General features: G+C 49.2%; 13 protein-coding genes. 12 read left to right on the forward strand and 1 reads right to left on the reverse strand.

Going from position 1 to position 18,766, the window contains the following annotated elements; all coding sequences use genetic code 11:
- Positions 1 to 64: 64 nt before the first annotated feature.
- From IMY23_RS03460 to recQ, 10 genes are all read left to right on the forward strand, one after another.
- Positions 65 to 5,515, forward strand: coding sequence for a HAMP domain-containing protein (locus tag IMY23_RS03460; protein ID WP_225986400.1), 5,451 nt, complete (start codon positions 65 to 67; stop codon positions 5,513 to 5,515).
- Positions 5,515 to 6,015, forward strand: coding sequence for a chemotaxis protein CheW (locus tag IMY23_RS03465; RefSeq protein ID WP_192820755.1), 501 nt, complete (start codon positions 5,515 to 5,517; stop codon positions 6,013 to 6,015). The genes IMY23_RS03460 and IMY23_RS03465 overlap by 1 nt, the downstream gene beginning before the upstream one ends.
- Positions 6,016 to 6,039: 24 nt before the next feature.
- Positions 6,040 to 6,423 carry a response regulator gene (locus tag IMY23_RS03470; protein ID WP_192820756.1) on the forward strand — a complete coding sequence of 128 codons (384 nt, stop codon included), beginning with the start codon at positions 6,040 to 6,042 and terminating at the stop codon, positions 6,421 to 6,423.
- A gap of 108 nt (positions 6,424 to 6,531) precedes the next feature.
- On the forward strand, positions 6,532 to 7,581 hold the full coding sequence (locus IMY23_RS03475; RefSeq protein WP_192820757.1) for a CheB methylesterase domain-containing protein: 1,050 nt from the start codon (positions 6,532 to 6,534) through the stop codon (positions 7,579 to 7,581).
- Positions 7,578 to 9,209 carry a chemotaxis protein CheA gene (locus IMY23_RS03480; RefSeq protein ID WP_192820758.1) on the forward strand — a complete coding sequence of 544 codons (1,632 nt, stop codon included), beginning with the start codon at positions 7,578 to 7,580 and terminating at the stop codon, positions 9,207 to 9,209. The genes IMY23_RS03475 and IMY23_RS03480 overlap by 4 nt, the downstream gene beginning before the upstream one ends.
- A gap of 34 nt (positions 9,210 to 9,243) precedes the next feature.
- A complete protein-coding gene (locus IMY23_RS03485) occupies positions 9,244 to 9,867 on the forward strand; it encodes a chemotaxis protein CheC (protein ID WP_225986401.1) in 624 nt (207 codons plus the stop codon).
- Between the two features lie 396 nt (positions 9,868 to 10,263).
- Positions 10,264 to 11,547: a polyamine aminopropyltransferase gene (speE, locus tag IMY23_RS03490; RefSeq protein ID WP_192820759.1), complete on the forward strand. Its 1,284-nt coding sequence runs from the start codon at positions 10,264 to 10,266 to the stop codon at positions 11,545 to 11,547.
- Between the two features lie 2 nt (positions 11,548 to 11,549).
- A complete protein-coding gene (locus IMY23_RS03495) occupies positions 11,550 to 12,641 on the forward strand; it encodes an agmatinase family protein (RefSeq protein ID WP_225986402.1) in 1,092 nt (363 codons plus the stop codon).
- Between the two features lie 14 nt (positions 12,642 to 12,655).
- Positions 12,656 to 12,991 carry a phage holin family protein gene (locus tag IMY23_RS03500; protein ID WP_192820760.1) on the forward strand — a complete coding sequence of 112 codons (336 nt, stop codon included), beginning with the start codon at positions 12,656 to 12,658 and terminating at the stop codon, positions 12,989 to 12,991.
- A 238-nt stretch (positions 12,992 to 13,229) separates the two neighbouring features.
- Complete coding sequence (gene recQ, locus IMY23_RS03505; protein WP_192820761.1) at positions 13,230 to 15,371, forward strand: DNA helicase RecQ; 2,142 nt, start codon at positions 13,230 to 13,232, stop codon at positions 15,369 to 15,371.
- A gap of 51 nt (positions 15,372 to 15,422) precedes the next feature.
- On the opposite strand, the gene IMY23_RS03510 is transcribed toward recQ, so the two are convergent.
- Positions 15,423 to 16,601: a S8 family serine peptidase gene (locus tag IMY23_RS03510; protein WP_192820762.1), complete on the reverse strand. Its 1,179-nt coding sequence runs from the start codon at positions 16,599 to 16,601 to the stop codon at positions 15,423 to 15,425.
- Between the two features lie 314 nt (positions 16,602 to 16,915).
- Here IMY23_RS03510 and IMY23_RS03515 point away from each other — a divergent pair, with 314 nt between their 5' ends.
- Together IMY23_RS03515 and IMY23_RS03520 are read left to right on the forward strand one after the other, a co-directional pair.
- Positions 16,916 to 17,677 carry a LexA family transcriptional regulator gene (locus tag IMY23_RS03515; protein WP_192820763.1) on the forward strand — a complete coding sequence of 254 codons (762 nt, stop codon included), beginning with the start codon at positions 16,916 to 16,918 and terminating at the stop codon, positions 17,675 to 17,677.
- A gap of 164 nt (positions 17,678 to 17,841) precedes the next feature.
- Positions 17,842 to 18,558 carry a pirin-like bicupin family protein gene (locus IMY23_RS03520; RefSeq protein ID WP_192820764.1) on the forward strand — a complete coding sequence of 239 codons (717 nt, stop codon included), beginning with the start codon at positions 17,842 to 17,844 and terminating at the stop codon, positions 18,556 to 18,558.
- Positions 18,559 to 18,766 lie beyond the last annotated feature (208 nt).

Raw genomic sequence — 18,766 nt, forward strand, 5'->3', positions numbered from 1 at the left:
ATTATATTGGCAAACTTGTTTGCCCCTAACCAAGACTAAAAAACGCTCTTCAATCATAGATAAGATGGCTTTAGGTAAAAACTTAAAACTTAACAAAGACAAATTGATTGGGAAGGCTGAGGCAGGAACGCCTGCAGAAAACAATTCTGAGACAACGCCCAAAACACCGGTGGCTTCCTCAGATGCGTTGCCAGATGTAGATCCTCTTCCCCCCATGCAAGAAACTGAGCCAAACGCAGACAACTCCCAAACCTCTGGGGCTGCGTTACCAGCCGCCAGTGTGTCTGGGCCAAAAACACGTGCTGCCGGAAAGACTGAGAAAGAATCATCTAAATCTGAGAAGACGCTGATTATTGGGTCCAGTGACCAAGCCAGAAAGCGCGACGAACCACGTCAGGCCGGGCAGGTGCAGGATTCAGACTATATTAATGAACAACTCAACCGCGTACTCTACGCACTTGACGCGTTTAAGAAAGGCGACGTTTCGGTTCGTCTGACCAAACAGAACAATGACATCTTCTCAGAAATAGCTGAAGCCTACAACTCCATGGTGGAGATGATTGGGGGAGTAGGGGGCGAGGTGTCGCGTATCTCCAAAGTAGCCGGAGTTGAGGGTAACCTGAAAGCCCGTGCCTCTGCTGAGAACGCCTCTGGTTTCTGGAAAGACATGATCAACAATATCAACGGCCTGGTGGACTCCATCGCCGTGCCGGTATTGGAGGTTGGTAAGGTACTGAAGAACATTTCCCGGGGTAACCTGGACGAGACGTTCCAAATTCCCGTGTCCGGTGACTTTAAGGTCATGGCAGAAACCATTAACCGTACCATTGACAACCTGAACCTTTTTGCCGGTGAGGTAACCCGTGTGGCCCTTGAAGTAGGTACTGAAGGAAAACTAGGTGGTCAGGCTTCCGTGCCAAACGTAGCCGGTATCTGGAAAGAATTAACGGATAACGTAAACGCGATGGCGTCAAACCTTACCTCTCAGGTACGGGACATCGCGAAAGTAACCACGGCGGTTGCCCAGGGTAACCTGGACCAGAAAGTAACCGCAGACCTGAAAGGGGAGATGCTCCAACTGAAGGAGAACATCAACCAGATGGTGGACTCTCTGAACATCTTCGGTGACGAGGTAACCAGAGTGGCCCGTGAAGTGGGTACTGAAGGAAAATTAGGTGGTCAGGCGAAAGTGCCAAACGTAGGCGGTGTGTGGAAAGACCTCACCGACAACGTGAACACCATGGCGTCTAACTTAACCTCTCAGCTCCGTGACATTGCCAACGTGGCAACCGCGGTGGCGAAAGGTGACTTGACCCAGAAAATCACGGTAAACGTGCGTGGTGAGTTGGCCGAGTTGAAAGACAACTTGAACCAGATGGTGGATAGCCTTAACATCTTCGCAGATGAGGTAACCCGGGTTGGTAGAGAAGTAGGTACCGAAGGTATCTTGGGCGGCCAAGCCAACGTGCCAAAAGTAGCCGGTATCTGGAAAGAGCTGACCGACAATGTAAACTCCATGGCTTCTAACCTGACGCTTCAGGTGCGTGACATTGCCAACGTAGCAACGGCTGTTGCCCGTGGTGACCTAAGCCAGAAAATCACAGTTAATGTTAACGGTGAGCTCCTTCAACTGAAGGACAACCTCAACCAGATGGTGGACTCCTTGAACATCTTCGCGGGTGAGGTAACCCGTGTGGCGTTGGAGGTAGGTACTGAAGGGAAATTGGGTGGCCAAGCAAGTGTGCCGAATGTAGGCGGTGTTTGGAAAGACCTTACAGATAATGTAAATTCTATGGCGTCTAACCTGACGCTGCAAGTACGTGACATTGCCAACGTAGCAACTGCGGTGGCACGTGGTGATCTAAGCCAGAAGATCACGGTAAACGTGAAAGGCGAATTAGCCGAACTGAAGGACAACCTAAACCAGATGGTGGACAGTCTGAACATCTTCGCCGGTGAGGTAACCCGTGTGGCAAGAGAGGTAGGAACCGAAGGTAAGTTGGGTGGCCAAGCATCAGTGCCTAATGTTGGTGGTGTTTGGAAAGACCTCACCGACAACGTGAACTACATGGCGTCTAATCTGACTTCACAGGTGCGTGACATTGCCAATGTTGCGACGGCGGTAGCGAGAGGTGACTTGAGCCAGAAGATTACTGTTGGTGTGAAAGGTGAACTAGCTGAGTTGAAGGACAACCTGAACCAGATGGTGGATTCTCTGAACATCTTCGCCGGTGAGGTAACCCGTGTGGCTCTTGAGGTTGGTACCGAAGGTAAACTGGGCGGTCAGGCATCAGTGCCAAACGTAGCCGGTACCTGGAAAGCCTTAACTGATAATGTAAACTACATGGCGTCTAATTTGACGCTGCAAGTAAGAGATATAGCCAACGTGGCAACTGCGGTTGCTCGTGGCGACTTGAGCCAGAAAATCACCGTGAACGTGAAAGGCGAGCTCCTTCAGCTGAAGGACAACCTGAACCAAATGGTGGATTCCCTTAACATTTTTGCGGGTGAGGTAACCAGGGTTGCGAAAGAAGTGGGAACTGAAGGTAAACTGGGCGGTCAGGCATCAGTGCCGAACGTAGCCGGAACCTGGAAAGCGCTTACGGACAACGTAAACTCCATGGCCTCTAACCTGACTTCTCAGGTGCGTGACATCGCCAATGTAGCGACCGCAGTAGCGAGAGGAGATTTGAGCCAGAAAATCACCGTTGATGTAAAAGGCGAGCTCCTTCAATTGAAGGACAACCTGAACCAGATGGTGGATAGCCTTAACATCTTCGCTGGTGAGGTAACCAGGGTGGCAAGAGAAGTGGGTACTGAAGGTATCTTAGGTGGTCAGGCGAATGTTCCTAATGTGGGTGGTGTTTGGAAAGACCTCACTGACAATGTGAACTACATGGCCAGCAACTTGACTTCTCAGGTACGTGACATCGCGAATGTGGCGACTGCTGTAGCACGCGGTGACCTAAGCCAGAAAATTACTGTTGATGTAAAAGGCGAATTAGCTGAGCTGAAAAACAACCTGAACCAAATGGTGGACTCCCTCAACATCTTTGCAGACGAGGTAACTCGCGTGGCAAGAGAGGTAGGAACCGAAGGTAAATTGGGTGGACAAGCATCAGTACCAAAAGTTCGCGGCACCTGGAAGGAGCTGACCGACAATGTGAACTCCATGGCCTCCAACCTGACGCTCCAAGTACGTGACATCGCTAACGTGGCGACTGCAGTAGCGAAAGGTGACTTGACCCAGAAAATCACGGTAGATGTTAAAGGAGAGCTCCTTGAGTTGAAGAACATCTTAAACCAGATGGTGGATTCTCTGAACATCTTCGCCGGTGAGGTAACCAGGGTAGCTTTGGAAGTGGGTACTGAAGGTAAACTAGGCGGACAAGCGGCTGTGCCAAACGTAGCCGGTACTTGGAAAATGCTCACCGACAATGTGAACTCCATGGCCTCTAACCTTACCAGCCAGGTGCGTGATATTGCCAACGTGGCAACCGCCGTGGCGAAAGGGGATTTGAGCCAGAAAATGACAGTGAATGTGAAGGGTGAAATCCTTCAGCTGAAAGATATATTGAACCAGATGGTGGACTCCCTCAACATCTTCGCGGGTGAGGTAACCCGGGTGGCGTTGGAGGTAGGTACCGAAGGAAAACTAGGCGGTCAGGCCAGCGTGCCGAACGTAGGTGGGGTTTGGAAAGCATTGACAGACAATGTGAACACCATGGCTTCCAACTTAACGCTTCAGGTACGTGACATTGCCAATGTGGCGACTGCAGTGGCGAAAGGTGACTTGACTCAGAAAATCACGGTGAATGTACGCGGTGAATTGGCTGAGCTGAAGGATAACCTGAACCAGATGGTGGATTCCCTGAATATCTTCGCGGGTGAGGTAACCAGAGTGGCCCTTGAAGTGGGAACGGAAGGTAGATTGGGTGGCCAGGCATCAGTGCCAAATGTGGCCGGTGTTTGGAAAGACCTGACAGACAATGTGAACATCATGGCTTCTAACCTTACCACACAGGTAAGAGGAATCGTGAAAGTAGTAACGGCGGTATCTAAAGGTGACTTAACCCAGAAACTGACCCTGCAAGCCAAAGGTGAATTGGCAGACCTGGCAGACACTATCAACAGCATGGTGGAAGACTTGAACCGTTTAGCGGGTGAAGTTAGCCGGGTGGCCAGAGTAGCTGGTGTAGAAGGAAAACTGACGGAGCGTGCCACGGTGCATGGTGTATCTGGTAGCTGGAAAGAACTAGTGGATACATTAAATGACTTGTTAGAGTCTATTGTAACGCCGGTGCTGGAAGTGTCCAGAGTGGTGCGTTCTATCTCTGAGGGTGATTTGACCCAGAAAGTAGAAATCCATACCGCTGGTGATATTCTGGCCATGTCTAACGCCTTGAACCTGGCAGTTGACAACCTGAATGCACTATTAGGTGAAATCAACGATTCTTCTCTGATTGTGGGAAGCTCTTCTGAAGAGATGGCAGCCAAAGGATTAGAGATGAACAGGGTAACGGTTGATGTAGCCTTGGCCATGCAACAAATGGCAGAGGGTGCGCAAAACCAAGCATTGAAAACAGACCAGGCCTTCAAACTGATTGAAGAAATCATGAAGGCCACTAAAGAAACCGCCAACAAGGCAGATGTGGTGAACCGTTCAGCGGTAATGGGAGAGGAAACTTCTCAATTAGGTCTGAAAACAGTGGCTGAGGTGGTGCGGAACATGGAGGAGATTTCTTCTTCAGCGGCGTTAACTGCCAAAACCATTGAAGTACTGAGTACCCGTAGCCAGGAAATCTCTAAGTCGCTTGGAGTAATAACTGACATTGCCGCCCAAACCAACTTGCTGGCCTTAAACGCGGCCATTGAGGCAGCCAGAGCCGGTGAAGCAGGACGTGGTTTTGCGGTAGTAGCGGAAGAGATTAGAAAACTAGCAGAGGGCTCCAGAAAGTCAGCGAGTGAGATTGCCACACTGGTAGATGATGTGAAGAAAGATACATCATCAGCCGCCGCGGCGATTGCGACCATGGAAGGACGTGTGTTGAAAGGAAAGAATGCTACGTTTGAAGCATCCGGCGCCTTTAAGAACATTGCTACTTCCAGCGGTGAAACGCTTCGCAGTGCCCAGGACATTTTGGAATCTACTGAAGTTCAAAAGACCTCTATTGGCGACGTAGTGAAATACGTGGAAGAAGTGGTAGCCATTGCCGAGCAAACGGCCTCGGGTACGCAGCAAGTGGCCAGTACCGCCAAGCAGCTTTCGGCTTCCATGCAGGAACTGACGTCTTCTTCACAACGCCTGAATGACATTGCAGATGACTTGCAGGTAGGTATTTCGGCCTTCAAGTTGATTAACGGTAACATTGTGTTTCCTAACCGGAACAACCGGAAACTAACAGCCGTGCCTGGTTCCCGCAACCGTCCTATGGCCAATCAGGAGATAAACGAGGAAGATTTTTCTAAAAAGACTGCTGCCAAAAAGGTAAGTAAAAACAGAGGTCAGGAGTAATGGAGTCACAGAATATTCGTGATAAAAAAGATGCCTCCGTAGAGGTGAAGGTGCATCTGATTGTCTTTAAACTAGGCACAGAAGAATACGGCGTCCGGATTGACCAGGTAAAGGAAGTAACCATTACCCCAGAGATTACCCGAATGCCCAAAACACCTTCCTTTATTAAGGGAGTATCCAATATTAGAGGTGATATTATAGCCATTATGGACCTGGAAGAGCGCTTTGGCATAGAGCGCCTCTCTGGGCAACCAGACCGGCATACGTACACGCTGGTGATGGAGGCAAAGGACTATACCATGGGATTCATTGTGCGCGAAGTGCCACAATCCCTGACCTTGCCCGTTTCCAGCATAGACAAAGCGCCCTCTTTTATTCAGGACATCAACATAAACGAGAATTTCATTGAGGGTATAGGTAAGATAGATAACAGGCTCATCATTGTGCTGGATATCTATAAAATCCTGACCTCAGATGAAATCATGGAATTAAAAGCTTAGTGCCCATTTCTTATAAGAATTGCTATGGAAATTACCGGTAAAAAAAGAATACTGATTGTAGATGATTCATTCTACATGCGCACTATGTTGAAAAACATGTTGCTAGATGCAGGTTATGACGTGGTAGGCGAAGCGCCAGATGGCAAAACCGCTCTGCAAATGGCCAAGGAAAAAATTCCGGATCTGGTGACCTTAGACGTGATCTTACCAGACAATACCGGCCTTGACGTGCTAAAAGGCATCAAGCAAGACAACCCAGAGATCAAAGTGGTGATAGTCAGCGCCGTAGGGCAGGAAGTGATCATGAACGAGGCCTCTGAATATGGTGCTTTGAACTACATCATCAAACCTTTCTCTGAAGACAAAGTGTTGGAGGCCTTGAACCAGGCATTCAAAGACGAGGAATAGTCTAACGTTTACCGTTGTATCTGAATTCACGTGCTGCACGCGCAACCCACCACTATTAAAATTTTAATCGCGGATTCGTCCGCTCGTTCCAGGTTATCCCTCTCCGGCATGCTAGAGGCGGAGCCGTACCTGGAGGTAGTGGATACTGCCCAAACACGTGAAGAGCTGCTATTCAAAGCGATTACCTACCAGCCAGATGTGATCTTGTCGCACCCAGATCTTACGCTAAGCGGAAACTTGCCGTCCTTTCACGCAGTTTTTGGCAAAGGAACGTCTAACCTGCTTTTGGTTTCGCAGAAACTTGCTCAGGGAAATCCGCTCTGGCAGGAAAATCAGATGCAGGTGATTGGCACGCAAGGTTACCAGTTGACCAGGGGAGAAGCAGGCCCTGAAGGGCAAAAGGCAGGTTTACTAGCACAACTGCGCAGCCTTGCTTTTTCTTTCATTAAAAGCAGAGCCAATTCCGTTGTGAAAGCACTTCCTTTAAAGGTGGCGTCTTTTGAAACAGGGCCTTCGTTCAGCCTTCCGGGTTTTGCGGTTCCACCGCTATGTGTGGTGGTGGTGGGAGCCTCTACTGGCGGTTCGGCCGCGGTGGAGCATTTAATCAAGGATTTGGAGGTTCCGCAACCTACGGTGGTTTTAGTGGCGGTGCACATGCCTGAAAAGTTTACCAAGCGCCTGGCCAAAAGATTACAAAAGATAACCCAATGGCGGGTGGAGGAAGGCTATCAAGGAATGGTGCTTACGCCCCAAACCGTTATTATTGCTCCGGGTGGCATGAACATGCAGGTTCGGCGTAATGCGTTGAGGCCAGAAGCGTTAACCTTGCACTTGTCACCGGCCACGGCTTTGGATTCGCCGTCAGTGGATGTATTAATGAAATCCGCGGCGGTTTGTGCGCAAAGCCAGGTCATGGGCGTGATCATGACGGGCATGGGCCAAGACGGCACCGAAGGCGCCAAAGCCATCAGGCAACAAGGCGGCGTAGTCATTGCCCAGAACAAGGCCACCTCCTCTATTTTTGGAATGGCGAAATCGGCTATAGAGAGTGGTGCGGTCAATGGCGTGTTCGCCTTGGGCCAGATAAATTCTATAATTGGTCGGTTTGTCACAGACCGTAACAGGAGGCATATACTCCAAAGCAATTTGATTGGATGAAGTCGAGAGACCAGGAATATAAGGAGATATTCATAGCCGAGGCTCTCGAGTACTATGACGCGCTCAGCCGCCACATCAGCGACTTGGAAAAAAGTCCGCAGGATGAGCAGCTGTTGGCCGAGATTTTCCGGTTGCTCCATAACCTCAAAGCCAACGCCAAGGCTATTGGGTATTTAACTATTGCCGACGTTTCGCATAAGCTGGAAACGGCCTTCGGGCTAATCCGGAACAAGGAACTAACCTTCAGTGATGAGGTGGTGACCGTTCTGTTTGATGGCGTAGACATGCTGGGTGAGTTGATCACCAATGTAGACGGCACCGATGAAATTGAACCCAGCCCTGCGCTGTTGCGGAATTTGGACATCATTGTTAACAGCACCGGCGACGGTGGCTCTGAACTGGCCAAGGTTCAGAAATACTACAACACCAAAAACCTCTCGCTCTCTGACCTCATCTACATCCAGATTAAAAAACTGGACCATCTGCTTAATTTGGTGGGGGAGTTGATCATTGACCGCGACCGCATCTTCTCTATTAGCAAGGAACTGGACCATGATGATCTCAAGAGCGTAAGTGCGCACTTGTACCGCATCACAGAGGAATTGCAGTACAGCGTGATGGACGCCCGTCTGGTAAATGTGGGGTCCTTGTTCAACAAATTCCCCAGAATTGTGCGGGACATTGCCCTGGCTGAGAAAAAGGAAATTAACCTTGAAATCTCAGGGCAGGACATTCAGATTGACCGGAACATCCTCCAGATTATCACAGACTCGCTGCTGCACTTAATGCGAAATGCCATCTCGCATGGCATTGAGAAAGCCGATGTCCGTAAAAAAATGAAAAAACCGGCGCAGGGGAATATCATCCTTTCGGCGCAGAATGACCGCGATACCGTTATCCTGAAACTATCTGATGACGGAAAGGGAATAGACCAACAGGAAGTGAGAAGGGCCATTGTTCAGAAAGGATTTCTGTCACAAGATGCCGTGGAAGACCTCAGAGACACCGAGGTGTTGTCTTATCTGTTTGAGCCCGGTTTTTCCATGGCCAAAGAAATCACCGAGGTGTCTGGTAGGGGCGTGGGATTGGATGTGGTGAAGAATGCTATTGATTCCATTGGCGGTCGTATTCGGGTTGACTCCAAAAAAGGCGAAGGCACCACCTTTACCCTGTACTTGCCAACTTCCATTGCCGTAAAAGGCGCGCTGTTGTGCCAGGTGGAGGAAAACTACTACGCCATACCGTTGATGCACACAGACTCTGTGGTGGCCTTGCCCTCCAGTGAGCTGCATGAGGTTGGGGATCTGTTGGTAGCTGACATCAACGGCGAAACCATCACCATTGTGTACCTGCGAGAATTGTTCTCAGTGGATCTGCAAGATTACAACGGCAAAAAATCAAAGCTGGAAGGCGATGTGCAGAATGTCATCATTGTCACGTACAACAACCGGAAACTGGGGCTCATTGTAGACAAGTTGCTTCGGCAGCAGGATATTGTGATTAAGGCTCTGAGCAAGCCGGTGAATACCATTGAAATTTACGCGGGGGTGACGCTTTTAGGATCAGGCAAAGTCTGCCTGGTGCTGGATGTGGCGGCCATTACCCGTTACTTTATTGCCAGACGGTAAGAGGGGTGGGAAACATAACATTAAATGCCTGATCATGGAGCTTCAAGTAAATGAACTAGAGCGGGATATTATTAAGGAAATTCTTAATATAGGCTTAGCGCGGGCAGCAGACTCGTTTGCAGCAATTGCCAAAGACCGGGTACTTTTAAAAGTACCGGACTTGCAGCTGATGGAACCCGAGGACCTGCTCAAAATTGTGCGCGCGTATGAAAGTTCGCATATCATCATACAGTCAGACATAAAAGGGGAGTTGAACGGCTCCACCCTCATGCTCTTCTCAGACATGCACGTGCAGCAGCTGTCTAATGTCTGCCTTGGCTTGCAGGTAGATGGCAAAGACCCGCTCAGTGAGATGCAGGAATCGCTGCTGCTGGAGATAAGCAACATTATTACCGGGGCCCTGGTCACGCAGTTGGCGAATATTCTGAAAGCTAACATTTACGGGTCTCCGCCCGTGGCGCCCAAGCATGACATAGCAGAATCTCTGAAAGATATTTTCACAGACCACCCCTTGTTCCAGCCTTTGGTGTTCACCGTGATCACGCAATTCACCAATAACTACAAGAAAGTGGAATTGCCTTTGTTGCTGTTCTTTGACACCAACACCTTCATTAAAATTCTGGAGATCATCAGGTCTTATAATTTCCTCACGAAATAGATAGGAAAGAAACCTTCCAAAAAGCCGCTCATAGCGGCTTTTTTAGTTTTCGGCACACCTTTGAATTTCTGTTTTCGGGCTCATTTTCAGAAATGAGCCCGAAAACTGAAAGCCTTCGTTTAATAAACATTTCGGTTTAACGCAAAAACATTAAAAGTAAACACTCCTTGTTAAGAGCCGGCTTGCACATTAGAAATTGCCATGTGACAAATTTCAATTGGAAAATAGTCCTGGGGTTACAAGCTCTAATGCGCTGAAGGCTTAGTTCAAATTTCCGTTTTCGGGCTCATTTCTGGAAATGAGCCCGAAAACGGAAAGACGGCCTTTCTTTTCATTGCAGTATCTTTTTTGTTGCTTTGTGCGTCTGAAACAATAATTAGAATCAACAACAGCCTTATGGATGCTTTAGGAAGACACATTCTGGTGGAGTTTTACAACTGCCAGCCAGAATTGATGAATGATGTGGTGCACATTGAGAACAGCATGGTGGCTGCCGCCGAAACGGCCGGGGCCACAGTCATTAACAGCACCTTCCATCATTTCTCGCCGTACGGGGTGTCTGGCGTGGTGGTAATCCAGGAAAGCCATTTGGCCATTCATACCTGGCCAGAATACGGGTACGCCGCCGTGGATTTGTTTACCTGCGGTGATTCGGTAGATCCCTGGGTTTCTTACAATTACTTAAAAGAAGCCTTCAAAGCCAGCCACGGTTCTTCCATGGAGTGCCGCCGGGGCCAACAAAGCCTCTTAAAGCGCACGGATTTCACTGTAGAAACCAGAGATACCGGCCAGGCCGTGGAGCAAGTGCCAACCTTCACCCGTGATGTCTGGTTCACGGAGCGGGACGAGAACATCGCGCTTTCTTTGAAGCACACCGGCAACCAACTCTACAAAAAGCAGTCGCCGTTCCAGAAAGTGGAGGTGTTTGAGACCCTGGCCTACGGCAACATGCTCACCCTGGACGGTATGGTGATGTGTACCCAGAAAGACGAGTATGTGTACCATGAGATGATCACGCACGTGCCCATGTTCAGCCACGGCAACGTGAAACGCGCTCTGGTCATTGGCGGCGGCGATGGCGGAACGGTAAGAGAGCTCCTTCGTCATGAAAGCATAGAAGAAGTGGTTCTGGTGGAGATTGATGAACTGGTGATTGAAGCCTGCAAAGCCCATTTGCCAGAGACCGCCAGCGCCTTTGACCACCCAAAACTCAAGCTGTTGGTGGAAGACGGCATCAAATACATTCAAGATTGCGCAGATAGTGCGTTTGATTTGATCATTGTGGATTCCGCTGACCCGGTTGGCCCCGGCGAAGGCTTGTTCACTGCTGAATTTTACGGCCAGGTACACCGTTGCCTCACGGCCAACGGCATCATGGTGACCCAAAGCGAATCGCCGAGGTTCAACACGTCGGTGTTTGTGGAGATTTATGATACGTACAAAGGCATCTTCGGGCAAGACAAGGTTTTCTGTTATCTGGCGGCCATTCCCACGTATCCTACCGGAACCTGGAGCTTCTCTTTCAGTGCCAAAGGAAATGCGGTGCCGTCTCAATTCAACAGAGAAGCCGCGGCAACTTTCTCAAAAGAGCAAAAACTGCGGTATTACAATGAGGACATCCACACGGCCGCGTTTGCTTTGCCCAACTTCGTAAAAGACCTGCTTTCCACCAACGCCTAGTTATGAGCCAGCATCCTATGAAATCTATGTGCGACTCCAAGCGCACCAAAATTGACTCTTTTGACCAAAACGGGGTAGGCGAGATTGGCAGCGGCCTGTTTGGGTTGCCTTTCACCGAGGAGGAATCTGAAGTGGTGGTGTTCCCCATTCCGTGGGAGGTGACCGTTTCATACAACGCCGGCACCGCCGACGGTCCGGCCGCCGTGCGCGACGCCTCACCGCAACTTGATCTCTTTGACCCTGAACTACCCAACGCCTGGCACCTGGGAATTCACATGCCGCAGATTCCGGAACAGTGGGAGCAGGAAAGCACGCGCCTACGTGAAAAGTCTGAAGCCTATATCAACTGGCTGGAAAATGGGCAACCAGAAGGCGAAAACCATGAAGCCATTGTAGCCGAAATCAACCAGAAAGGCGAGGAACTGCTGCAATGGTCTAAGCAAGAAACGCTTAAGTACCTGGAGCAAGGTAAACTGGTAGGTGTTTTGGGCGGCGACCACAGCACGCCCCTCGGGTTTATGCACGCCCTGGCTGAAAAGCATGAAGAATACGGGATTCTGCAGGTAGATGCCCACGCAGATTTGCGAAACGCCTATGAAGGCTTCACCTATTCGCACGCTTCCATCATGTTCAATGCCTTGAAGTTGCCGCAGGTCAAGAAATTGGTGCAGGTGGGCATACGTGATTTGTGTAACGCCGAAGCAGAACTGGTGAACCAGTCAAATGGGCGCATCACCACGTTTTATGACAGCTCTATTAAGGCCAAGCAGTATGAAGGCGGCTCCTGGCGGAAGCAATGCAAAAAAATCATCGCCCAGCTGCCGCAGAAGGTGTACATCAGTTTTGACATTGACGGCCTTGACCCCAAGCTTTGCCCCGGCACTGGAACGCCGGTACCGGGCGGTTTTGAGTTTGAAGAGGCAGTGTACCTGATCAAGGCGCTGGTAAAATCGGGCCGCGAGATCATTGGGTTTGACCTGTGCGAAGTGGCCCCCGGCGAAAGCGAGTGGAACGGCAACGTGGGCGCCCGGCTGCTGTACAAACTCTGCTACTGGATGGCCGTATCTCAGAAAAGATTAGAGACAACTCACTAACGTAACCTAGACCTATGGGCTTCATCATTAAAATCATTATCACCGGCATTGTCGCGCTGGTGCTGGCACAGTTCTTCCCGGGAGTGCACCTGGATGGCATAAGCAGCGGCATTTTGCTGGCTTTGGTGCTGGCCCTGCTGAACGCCTTTGTGCGGCCTGTTTTGGTGTTCTTAACCATTCCGGTGACCTTTCTGACCTTGGGCTTATTCCTGCTGGTGATCAACGCCATCATTCTGTACCTGGCAGATTTCCTTTTAGATGGGTTCTCCGTGGATGGCATCATCACTGCCATTCTCTTCAGCTTGGTGTTATCAATTGTCACCTCCATCATTGACATGGTGAGAGGGTAACTACAGTTGGTTTGGTTTTCCGTTTTCGGGCTCATTTCTGAAAATGAGCTCGAAAACGGAAAGTCTGCAAGCCTTTACATTTGTTTTGGTGCAGATCTGGCAGTAATCAGAATCCTGCAATTGATTTGAATTCTTTCTCAACAATAGCCTGGCCTTGCCGGGCTATTATTGTTTTATGCCAATCAGAATAGCAGAAAGAAAGTCGATTTTGGCTATTTTTGTAAAAATAGAAACAAGCATGGGAGTTAGGGAAGCCAGGGAGGTGTTGAAGCTGTATTTTGGGTATGACCAGTTCAGGCCGGGGCAGGAGGAAATCATTTCCAATGTGCTGGCCAAGAAAGACACGGTGGTGCTCATGCCCACGGGCGGCGGGAAATCTGTGTGCTACCAGGTGCCCGGTTTGGTCATGCCCGGCATCAGCGTGGTGGTGTCGCCGTTGATTGCCCTCATGAAAGACCAGGTGGAAGCCCTGCAAGGAAACGGCGTGAACGCGGCTTTCCTGAACAGTTCCCAAACCTCCAAAGAGCAGCAGTTGATTGAGCAGCAGTGCTATGACGGGCGTTTGAAAATGCTCTACGTGTCCCCTGAAAAACTGCTTTCCCCGGGCTTTTTCTCCTTTCTGAAACAACTGCAGATTAATTTATTCGCCATTGATGAGGCGCACTGTATTTCGGCCTGGGGCCATGATTTCAGGCCAGAATACCTGCAATTGAAAAACCTTAAGCTGCAATTCCCAGAGATACCTGTCATTGCCTTGACAGCCACCGCTGATCGCCTGACTCAGAAAGACATTCATACGCAGCTGTATTTACAAGACCCCAAAGTCTTCGTTTCGTCTTTTGACCGGCCCAATATCTACCTGCAGGTGCAGCCGGGCCAGAAGCGCATGGAAGCCATTTTAGACTTTCTGGAAGAGCGCCCTTTTCAGCCCGGCATTATCTATTGCCTCAGCAGGAAAGCGACGGAATCATTGGCGGCAAAACTGAAGGAAAAAAGCTATAACGCCGATTACTACCATGCGGGCCTTTCTTCTAAGGAGCGGGACAGGGTGCAGGAGAAGTTCCTGCAAGACAACATCATGATCATGTGCGCTACCATCGCCTTCGGTATGGGCATTGATAAGTCTAACGTGCGCTGGGTGATCCATTACAACTTGCCCAAAAACCTGGAAAGCTATTACCAGGAAATTGGCCGGGCCGGCCGTGACGGTGCTTCTGCTGAGGCCTTGCTTTTCCACAGTCTGGCCGATGTGATGACCCTGCGGGATATTATCTCCCAAGGCGATAATAGCAAGGAGCAGACCTTGTCTTTGGCCAAACTGGACCGCATGCTGCAATACGCTGAGAGCACCAGCTGCCGACGCAAGACCTTGATGCACTATTTTGGTGAGCCATTTGACCAGAACTGCGGCAACTGCGACATCTGCGAAAATCCCCCTACCTCTTTCAACGGCACTGAGCTGGCCCAGAAAATACTATCGGCGGTAGCCAGAACCAAAGAAACCATTCCGGCCGCGCAGGTGGTGGACATTTTACGCGGTTCCAGAAACCAGCAAAGTTTGGCCAGAGGCTATGACCAACTCAAAACGTTTGGCGCTGGCAGAGACGTACCCGCCACCGACTGGCAACGCTATATCCACCAACTCATAAACCAAGGCTTGCTAGAAGTAGCCTATGATGAACACGCGGCACTTAAACTGAACAAAGCCAGCCAGGAGGTGCTGTTCAACGGCAAACCGGTGGAGTTGGTGAAATTCCAACCCATTGACCCCAAAGAAGAGAAAGAAAAACGCAGCAAAGGCAAATCTAGAAACCAGATGGAAGTGGCCCTGTTTGACCATCTTCGCCAGCTAAGGAAAGATTTGGCCCAGGAGCGCGGCATTCCGCCGTACCTGGTGTTCAATGACAACACGCTGCAGGAAATTGCGGAGATGCGCCCAACCAACCGGCCCGCTTTTCTTTCCATTTCCGGGGTGGCGCAAGCCAAGTATGAACAATACGGCGAACTGTTCATCAATGCCATCTTAGGTTTCCTGGGTAAACAAAGCGAACAGCAGCAGGCCCGTATGAAAGGAACCACGCATTTGGTCACCTATGAAATGCTCCGCCAAGGGCTAACCCCTGAAGAAATATCCGCGCAGCGTCAGATTCAGGTGGCCACAGTGTATTCGCATCTGGCTACGTTGTACCAGCAAGGCTACGAGTTGGACCTGAAGCCCTATCTTTCTGATTGGGAATATGACAAAATACACCAGGCCATTCAACAGATAGGACAAACCATCACCATGAAACCTATCTTTGATTTACTGGAAGGGGAGATTGACTACCTTAAAATCAGGTTGGCCATTGGCCGCTACCACCGTGAAACCCAGCAAGCATAAAAAAAGGAGGCCAGTAGAAACTGGCCTCCTTTTTTTATAAATTCTGATTGATTATCTCAACGCGATTGGATCTGCTTTGCCATCTGGGTCACCAGCAACTAAACCTTGGTTGTTTACGCGGCCACCGTTCAGGGCTAAGATACCGGCAACGTGCGGCGCGGCATATGATGTTCCGTTTCCGGTAGTGTAACCTCCCGCTTTCCAGGTGGTTTTTATGTTGGTTCCCGGGGCAGCGAAGTTCACAGACTGACCGTAGTTAGAGCTTTTGCTGAAGATACCGTTCACATCCATGTTAGATACCACAAACACATTTGAAGCAACCACGCGGGCCGGAGAATCATTTTTGCAGTCAATGTAGCTGTTACCGGAAGCAACTACTACGTACATTCCTTTGGCGGCTACTTTCTTCACCAGGTCATCTAACAGAGAAGAAGCATTTACTCTAAGGCTCATGTTCACCACATCACCGGCTTTGCCGTTTTGGTAAGCGTAATTCAAGGCAGAGTAAATTCTGGTCAAGGTACCGTAACCGGTGTTGTCAAATACTCTTAAGGCCACTATGGTTGCGTTAGCGGCAACACCTACCACGCCAATGTTGTTGTTCTTCGCGCCAATGATACCGGCTACCCCAGTTCCGTGTCCGTAACCGTCCTCTACAGAGGCATCACCGGAAATAAAGGATTTGCTGCGTGTTACATCTACGTTCAAGTCTGGGTGTTTGGTGTCAACACCTGAGTCAATCACCCAAACAGTTTTGCCGGTTCCGTCACCGTAACCCACGCGGGCCACGCCCCAAGGAATGGTTTGGGTAGAAGTAGTGGTGGTTGTGGTAGTAGTTGTGGTGGTGGAAGAAGGAGTAGAGTTAGTTTTTGATTTGCCAAGCATTACAGCTTGCTCTGGCTCAATAAAGGCCACATTCTCGTCAGCTTTAAGGGCGTTTAACTGGTCTATAGTTAAAGAACCGGAGAAGCCGCCGGAAGTGCCGCTGATGAAATCTTTTACACGTTCAGTAGTAATGCCATGCTTGCCCATTACGCGGTCTCTCACAGATTGACCGCCATCTTTAAAGACTACCAGGTACTTGCCGTCTACGGTAGAGGCCGTGGGGGTAGGTTCAATAGGGGCAACTGCCGTCTCTTCTAAAATTTCGTCTTTCTGGCAACCGGCCAAAGTAAACACGGAAGCCAAGGCAAAAAATGACACTGCTTTCTTAAACGTTCGTGATTTCATAAGCTACTATTTTAATAGATAAAGAAAAAGCATGAATAAAATTAGGGTCTGAAACCCTGCGTTCATGTCTTCGTAACCAGCCGGTTTTTATAATGGTTCATTTTAGGTTCTGATATTTTTTCAATATTTAAATAGGATGAAACCAGCACAGTTTTTTGAATGCCAATTAATTCTCTTTGACTAATTAAAGATTCTTTCCCGCTAAAGAAATCTCATAGAATTAAGAATGGAGTGTGGAATTTAATGCCAAAGAATTTAGTTTATTGCTAATGAATTAGTACTTTTACTAAGTCAATTCTTCAAAAAGACAAACCATGCTAAGTACTAACTTAAAATATCTTAGAAAGCAGCAGAACCTCACCCAGGTGCAGTTGGCTGAGAAATTGGAGATAAAGAGATCACTTATTGGCGCCTATGAAGAAGGCCGGGCTGAGCCCAAGTTGGCCACGCTGCAGCGAATGGCGCAGGTTTTCCAGGTCTCGGTGGATCAATTGATAAGCCCAGACTTGCCCAATGCCTTTAAAAGCGGCAGTGCCAATAACAGGTCAAATGTGAAGGTGCTCTCTATTACCGTAGACAGCCAGGACCGCGAAAATATTGAACTGGTGCCGTACAAAGCCAGCGCCGGTTACCTGAACGGGTACGCTGACCCTGAATTCATGGAGGAATTGCCCAAGTTCAGGTTGCCTATGATCCAGAGCCCCGGTACGTACCGCGCGTTTGAGATAAAGGGAGATTCCATGTTGCCAATTCCTTCAGGAACGGTGATTGTGGGGCGTTATGTAGAGGACTGGCAGGAAATCAAAGACGGTACGCCCTGCATTGTGGTGAGTCTGCAGGAAGGCATTGTGTTCAAGCGGATTTACCAGCAGCAGCGCTCATCGGCTTTACGTTTGCACTCAGACAACCCCAGCTATGAACCCTATGTAGTGAAACTGGAAGACGTGGTAGAACTTTGGGAGGCGAAGGCTTACATCAGTACCACGTTCCCCCTGGCAGAGATTTCATTGGATAAGTTGACGTCACTGGTTTTGGACCTGCAGCAGGAAGTACAGAAGTTGAAGACCGTGAAATAACATTGGTTTCATAAAGGAATGGGAGAGGTTCCGTTTTCGGGCTCATTTTCAGAAATGAGCCCGAAAACGGAACCTCTTGGTTTGTGTAAAGCATATCCCAACCTGAATATTCTGGTTGCGTATGACCAAGTACCTAAACTAATAAACCCCAAACCGCTGTACCCATGATTAAAATAATCCCAGCCGCTGAGCGGCACCATGCTTCACACGGGTGGCTTAATTCATACTTCCTTTTCTCGTTCGCAGATTATTACGCGCATGACAACCTGCAATGGGGACCTTTGCGTGTGTTCAATGATGACTACATTTCGGGCAAGAGTGGCTTTCCGGAGCACCCGCATTCTGAGATGGAGATTGTGACCATTGTGTTGGAAGGCGCCGTGGCGCACCAAGACAGCATGGGCAACAAAGCCTTGGTAAAGGCAGGGGAGGTGCAGCGCATGACCACCGGAACCGGCGTGAAACACTCAGAAACCAATGAATCTGACGAGGAACTCCACCTGTACCAGCTTTGGTTTTTGCCGAATAAAAAAGGTTTAACGCCCAGCTATGAGCAGAAAACCATTGATTTCCTGAAAGAGAAAAACGAGTTGATTCCGTTGGTGTCTGGGCAGAAAGTGCTGGAAGACGTGGTGTTCATCAATTCCAACTCCACCATTTACTATGCCAATCTGGAAGACGGCAAAGAGATTGACTTCAAAACCTTCCCCATCAGAAAAGGGTTGCTATACGTTACGTCCGGTGAGTTGTTTGTAAACGGCATGCAAGTCCAGAAAAACGATCAGGTTCGGTCTGCGGATGTAGACGCCATCAGAATTAAAGCCGCCGGAGACAGCTCCTTTATTTTAATAGACTTACCTGGTTCAGAAGCCAATTACTAACATATACACTTTGTAGAGACAAGAAAGGCGGGCCAAAAGCTCGCCTTTCTTTTTGGTCTGCCTGGTAGAGTTAAGGTTTCTAAATGCTTTTGAACCGAGCTAAGGCTTAAGTCAATCAATCTTTATTTACCAGAAATTTACGGTTTTCAGCTTTTAGATAAACCCTACATTAGAAATCAACTCTATTTCCGTTTTCGGGCTCAATTTC

Source organism: Rufibacter sp. LB8, assembly GCF_014876185.1.
In the GTDB taxonomy this organism is placed as follows: domain Bacteria; phylum Bacteroidota; class Bacteroidia; order Cytophagales; family Hymenobacteraceae; genus Nibribacter.

Coding starts and splice junctions, on each gene's coding strand:
- IMY23_RS03480 (WP_192820758.1), top strand. CDS start 7,578: ATGAAGTCGAGAGACCAGGAATATAAGGAGATATTCATAGCCGAGGCT.
- IMY23_RS03470 (WP_192820756.1), top strand. CDS start 6,040: ATGGAAATTACCGGTAAAAAAAGAATACTGATTGTAGATGATTCATTC.
- IMY23_RS03515 (WP_192820763.1), top strand. CDS start 16,916: ATGCTAAGTACTAACTTAAAATATCTTAGAAAGCAGCAGAACCTCACC.
- IMY23_RS03510 (WP_192820762.1), bottom strand. CDS start 16,601: ATGAAATCACGAACGTTTAAGAAAGCAGTGTCATTTTTTGCCTTGGCT.
- IMY23_RS03520 (WP_192820764.1), top strand. CDS start 17,842: ATGATTAAAATAATCCCAGCCGCTGAGCGGCACCATGCTTCACACGGG.
- speE (WP_192820759.1), top strand. CDS start 10,264: ATGGATGCTTTAGGAAGACACATTCTGGTGGAGTTTTACAACTGCCAG.
- IMY23_RS03465 (WP_192820755.1), top strand. CDS start 5,515: ATGGAGTCACAGAATATTCGTGATAAAAAAGATGCCTCCGTAGAGGTG.
- IMY23_RS03495 (WP_225986402.1), top strand. CDS start 11,550: ATGAGCCAGCATCCTATGAAATCTATGTGCGACTCCAAGCGCACCAAA.
- recQ (WP_192820761.1), top strand. CDS start 13,230: ATGGGAGTTAGGGAAGCCAGGGAGGTGTTGAAGCTGTATTTTGGGTAT.
- IMY23_RS03460 (WP_225986400.1), top strand. CDS start 65: ATGGCTTTAGGTAAAAACTTAAAACTTAACAAAGACAAATTGATTGGG.
- IMY23_RS03500 (WP_192820760.1), top strand. CDS start 12,656: ATGGGCTTCATCATTAAAATCATTATCACCGGCATTGTCGCGCTGGTG.
- IMY23_RS03485 (WP_225986401.1), top strand. CDS start 9,244: ATGGAGCTTCAAGTAAATGAACTAGAGCGGGATATTATTAAGGAAATT.
- IMY23_RS03475 (WP_192820757.1), top strand. CDS start 6,532: ATGCTAGAGGCGGAGCCGTACCTGGAGGTAGTGGATACTGCCCAAACA.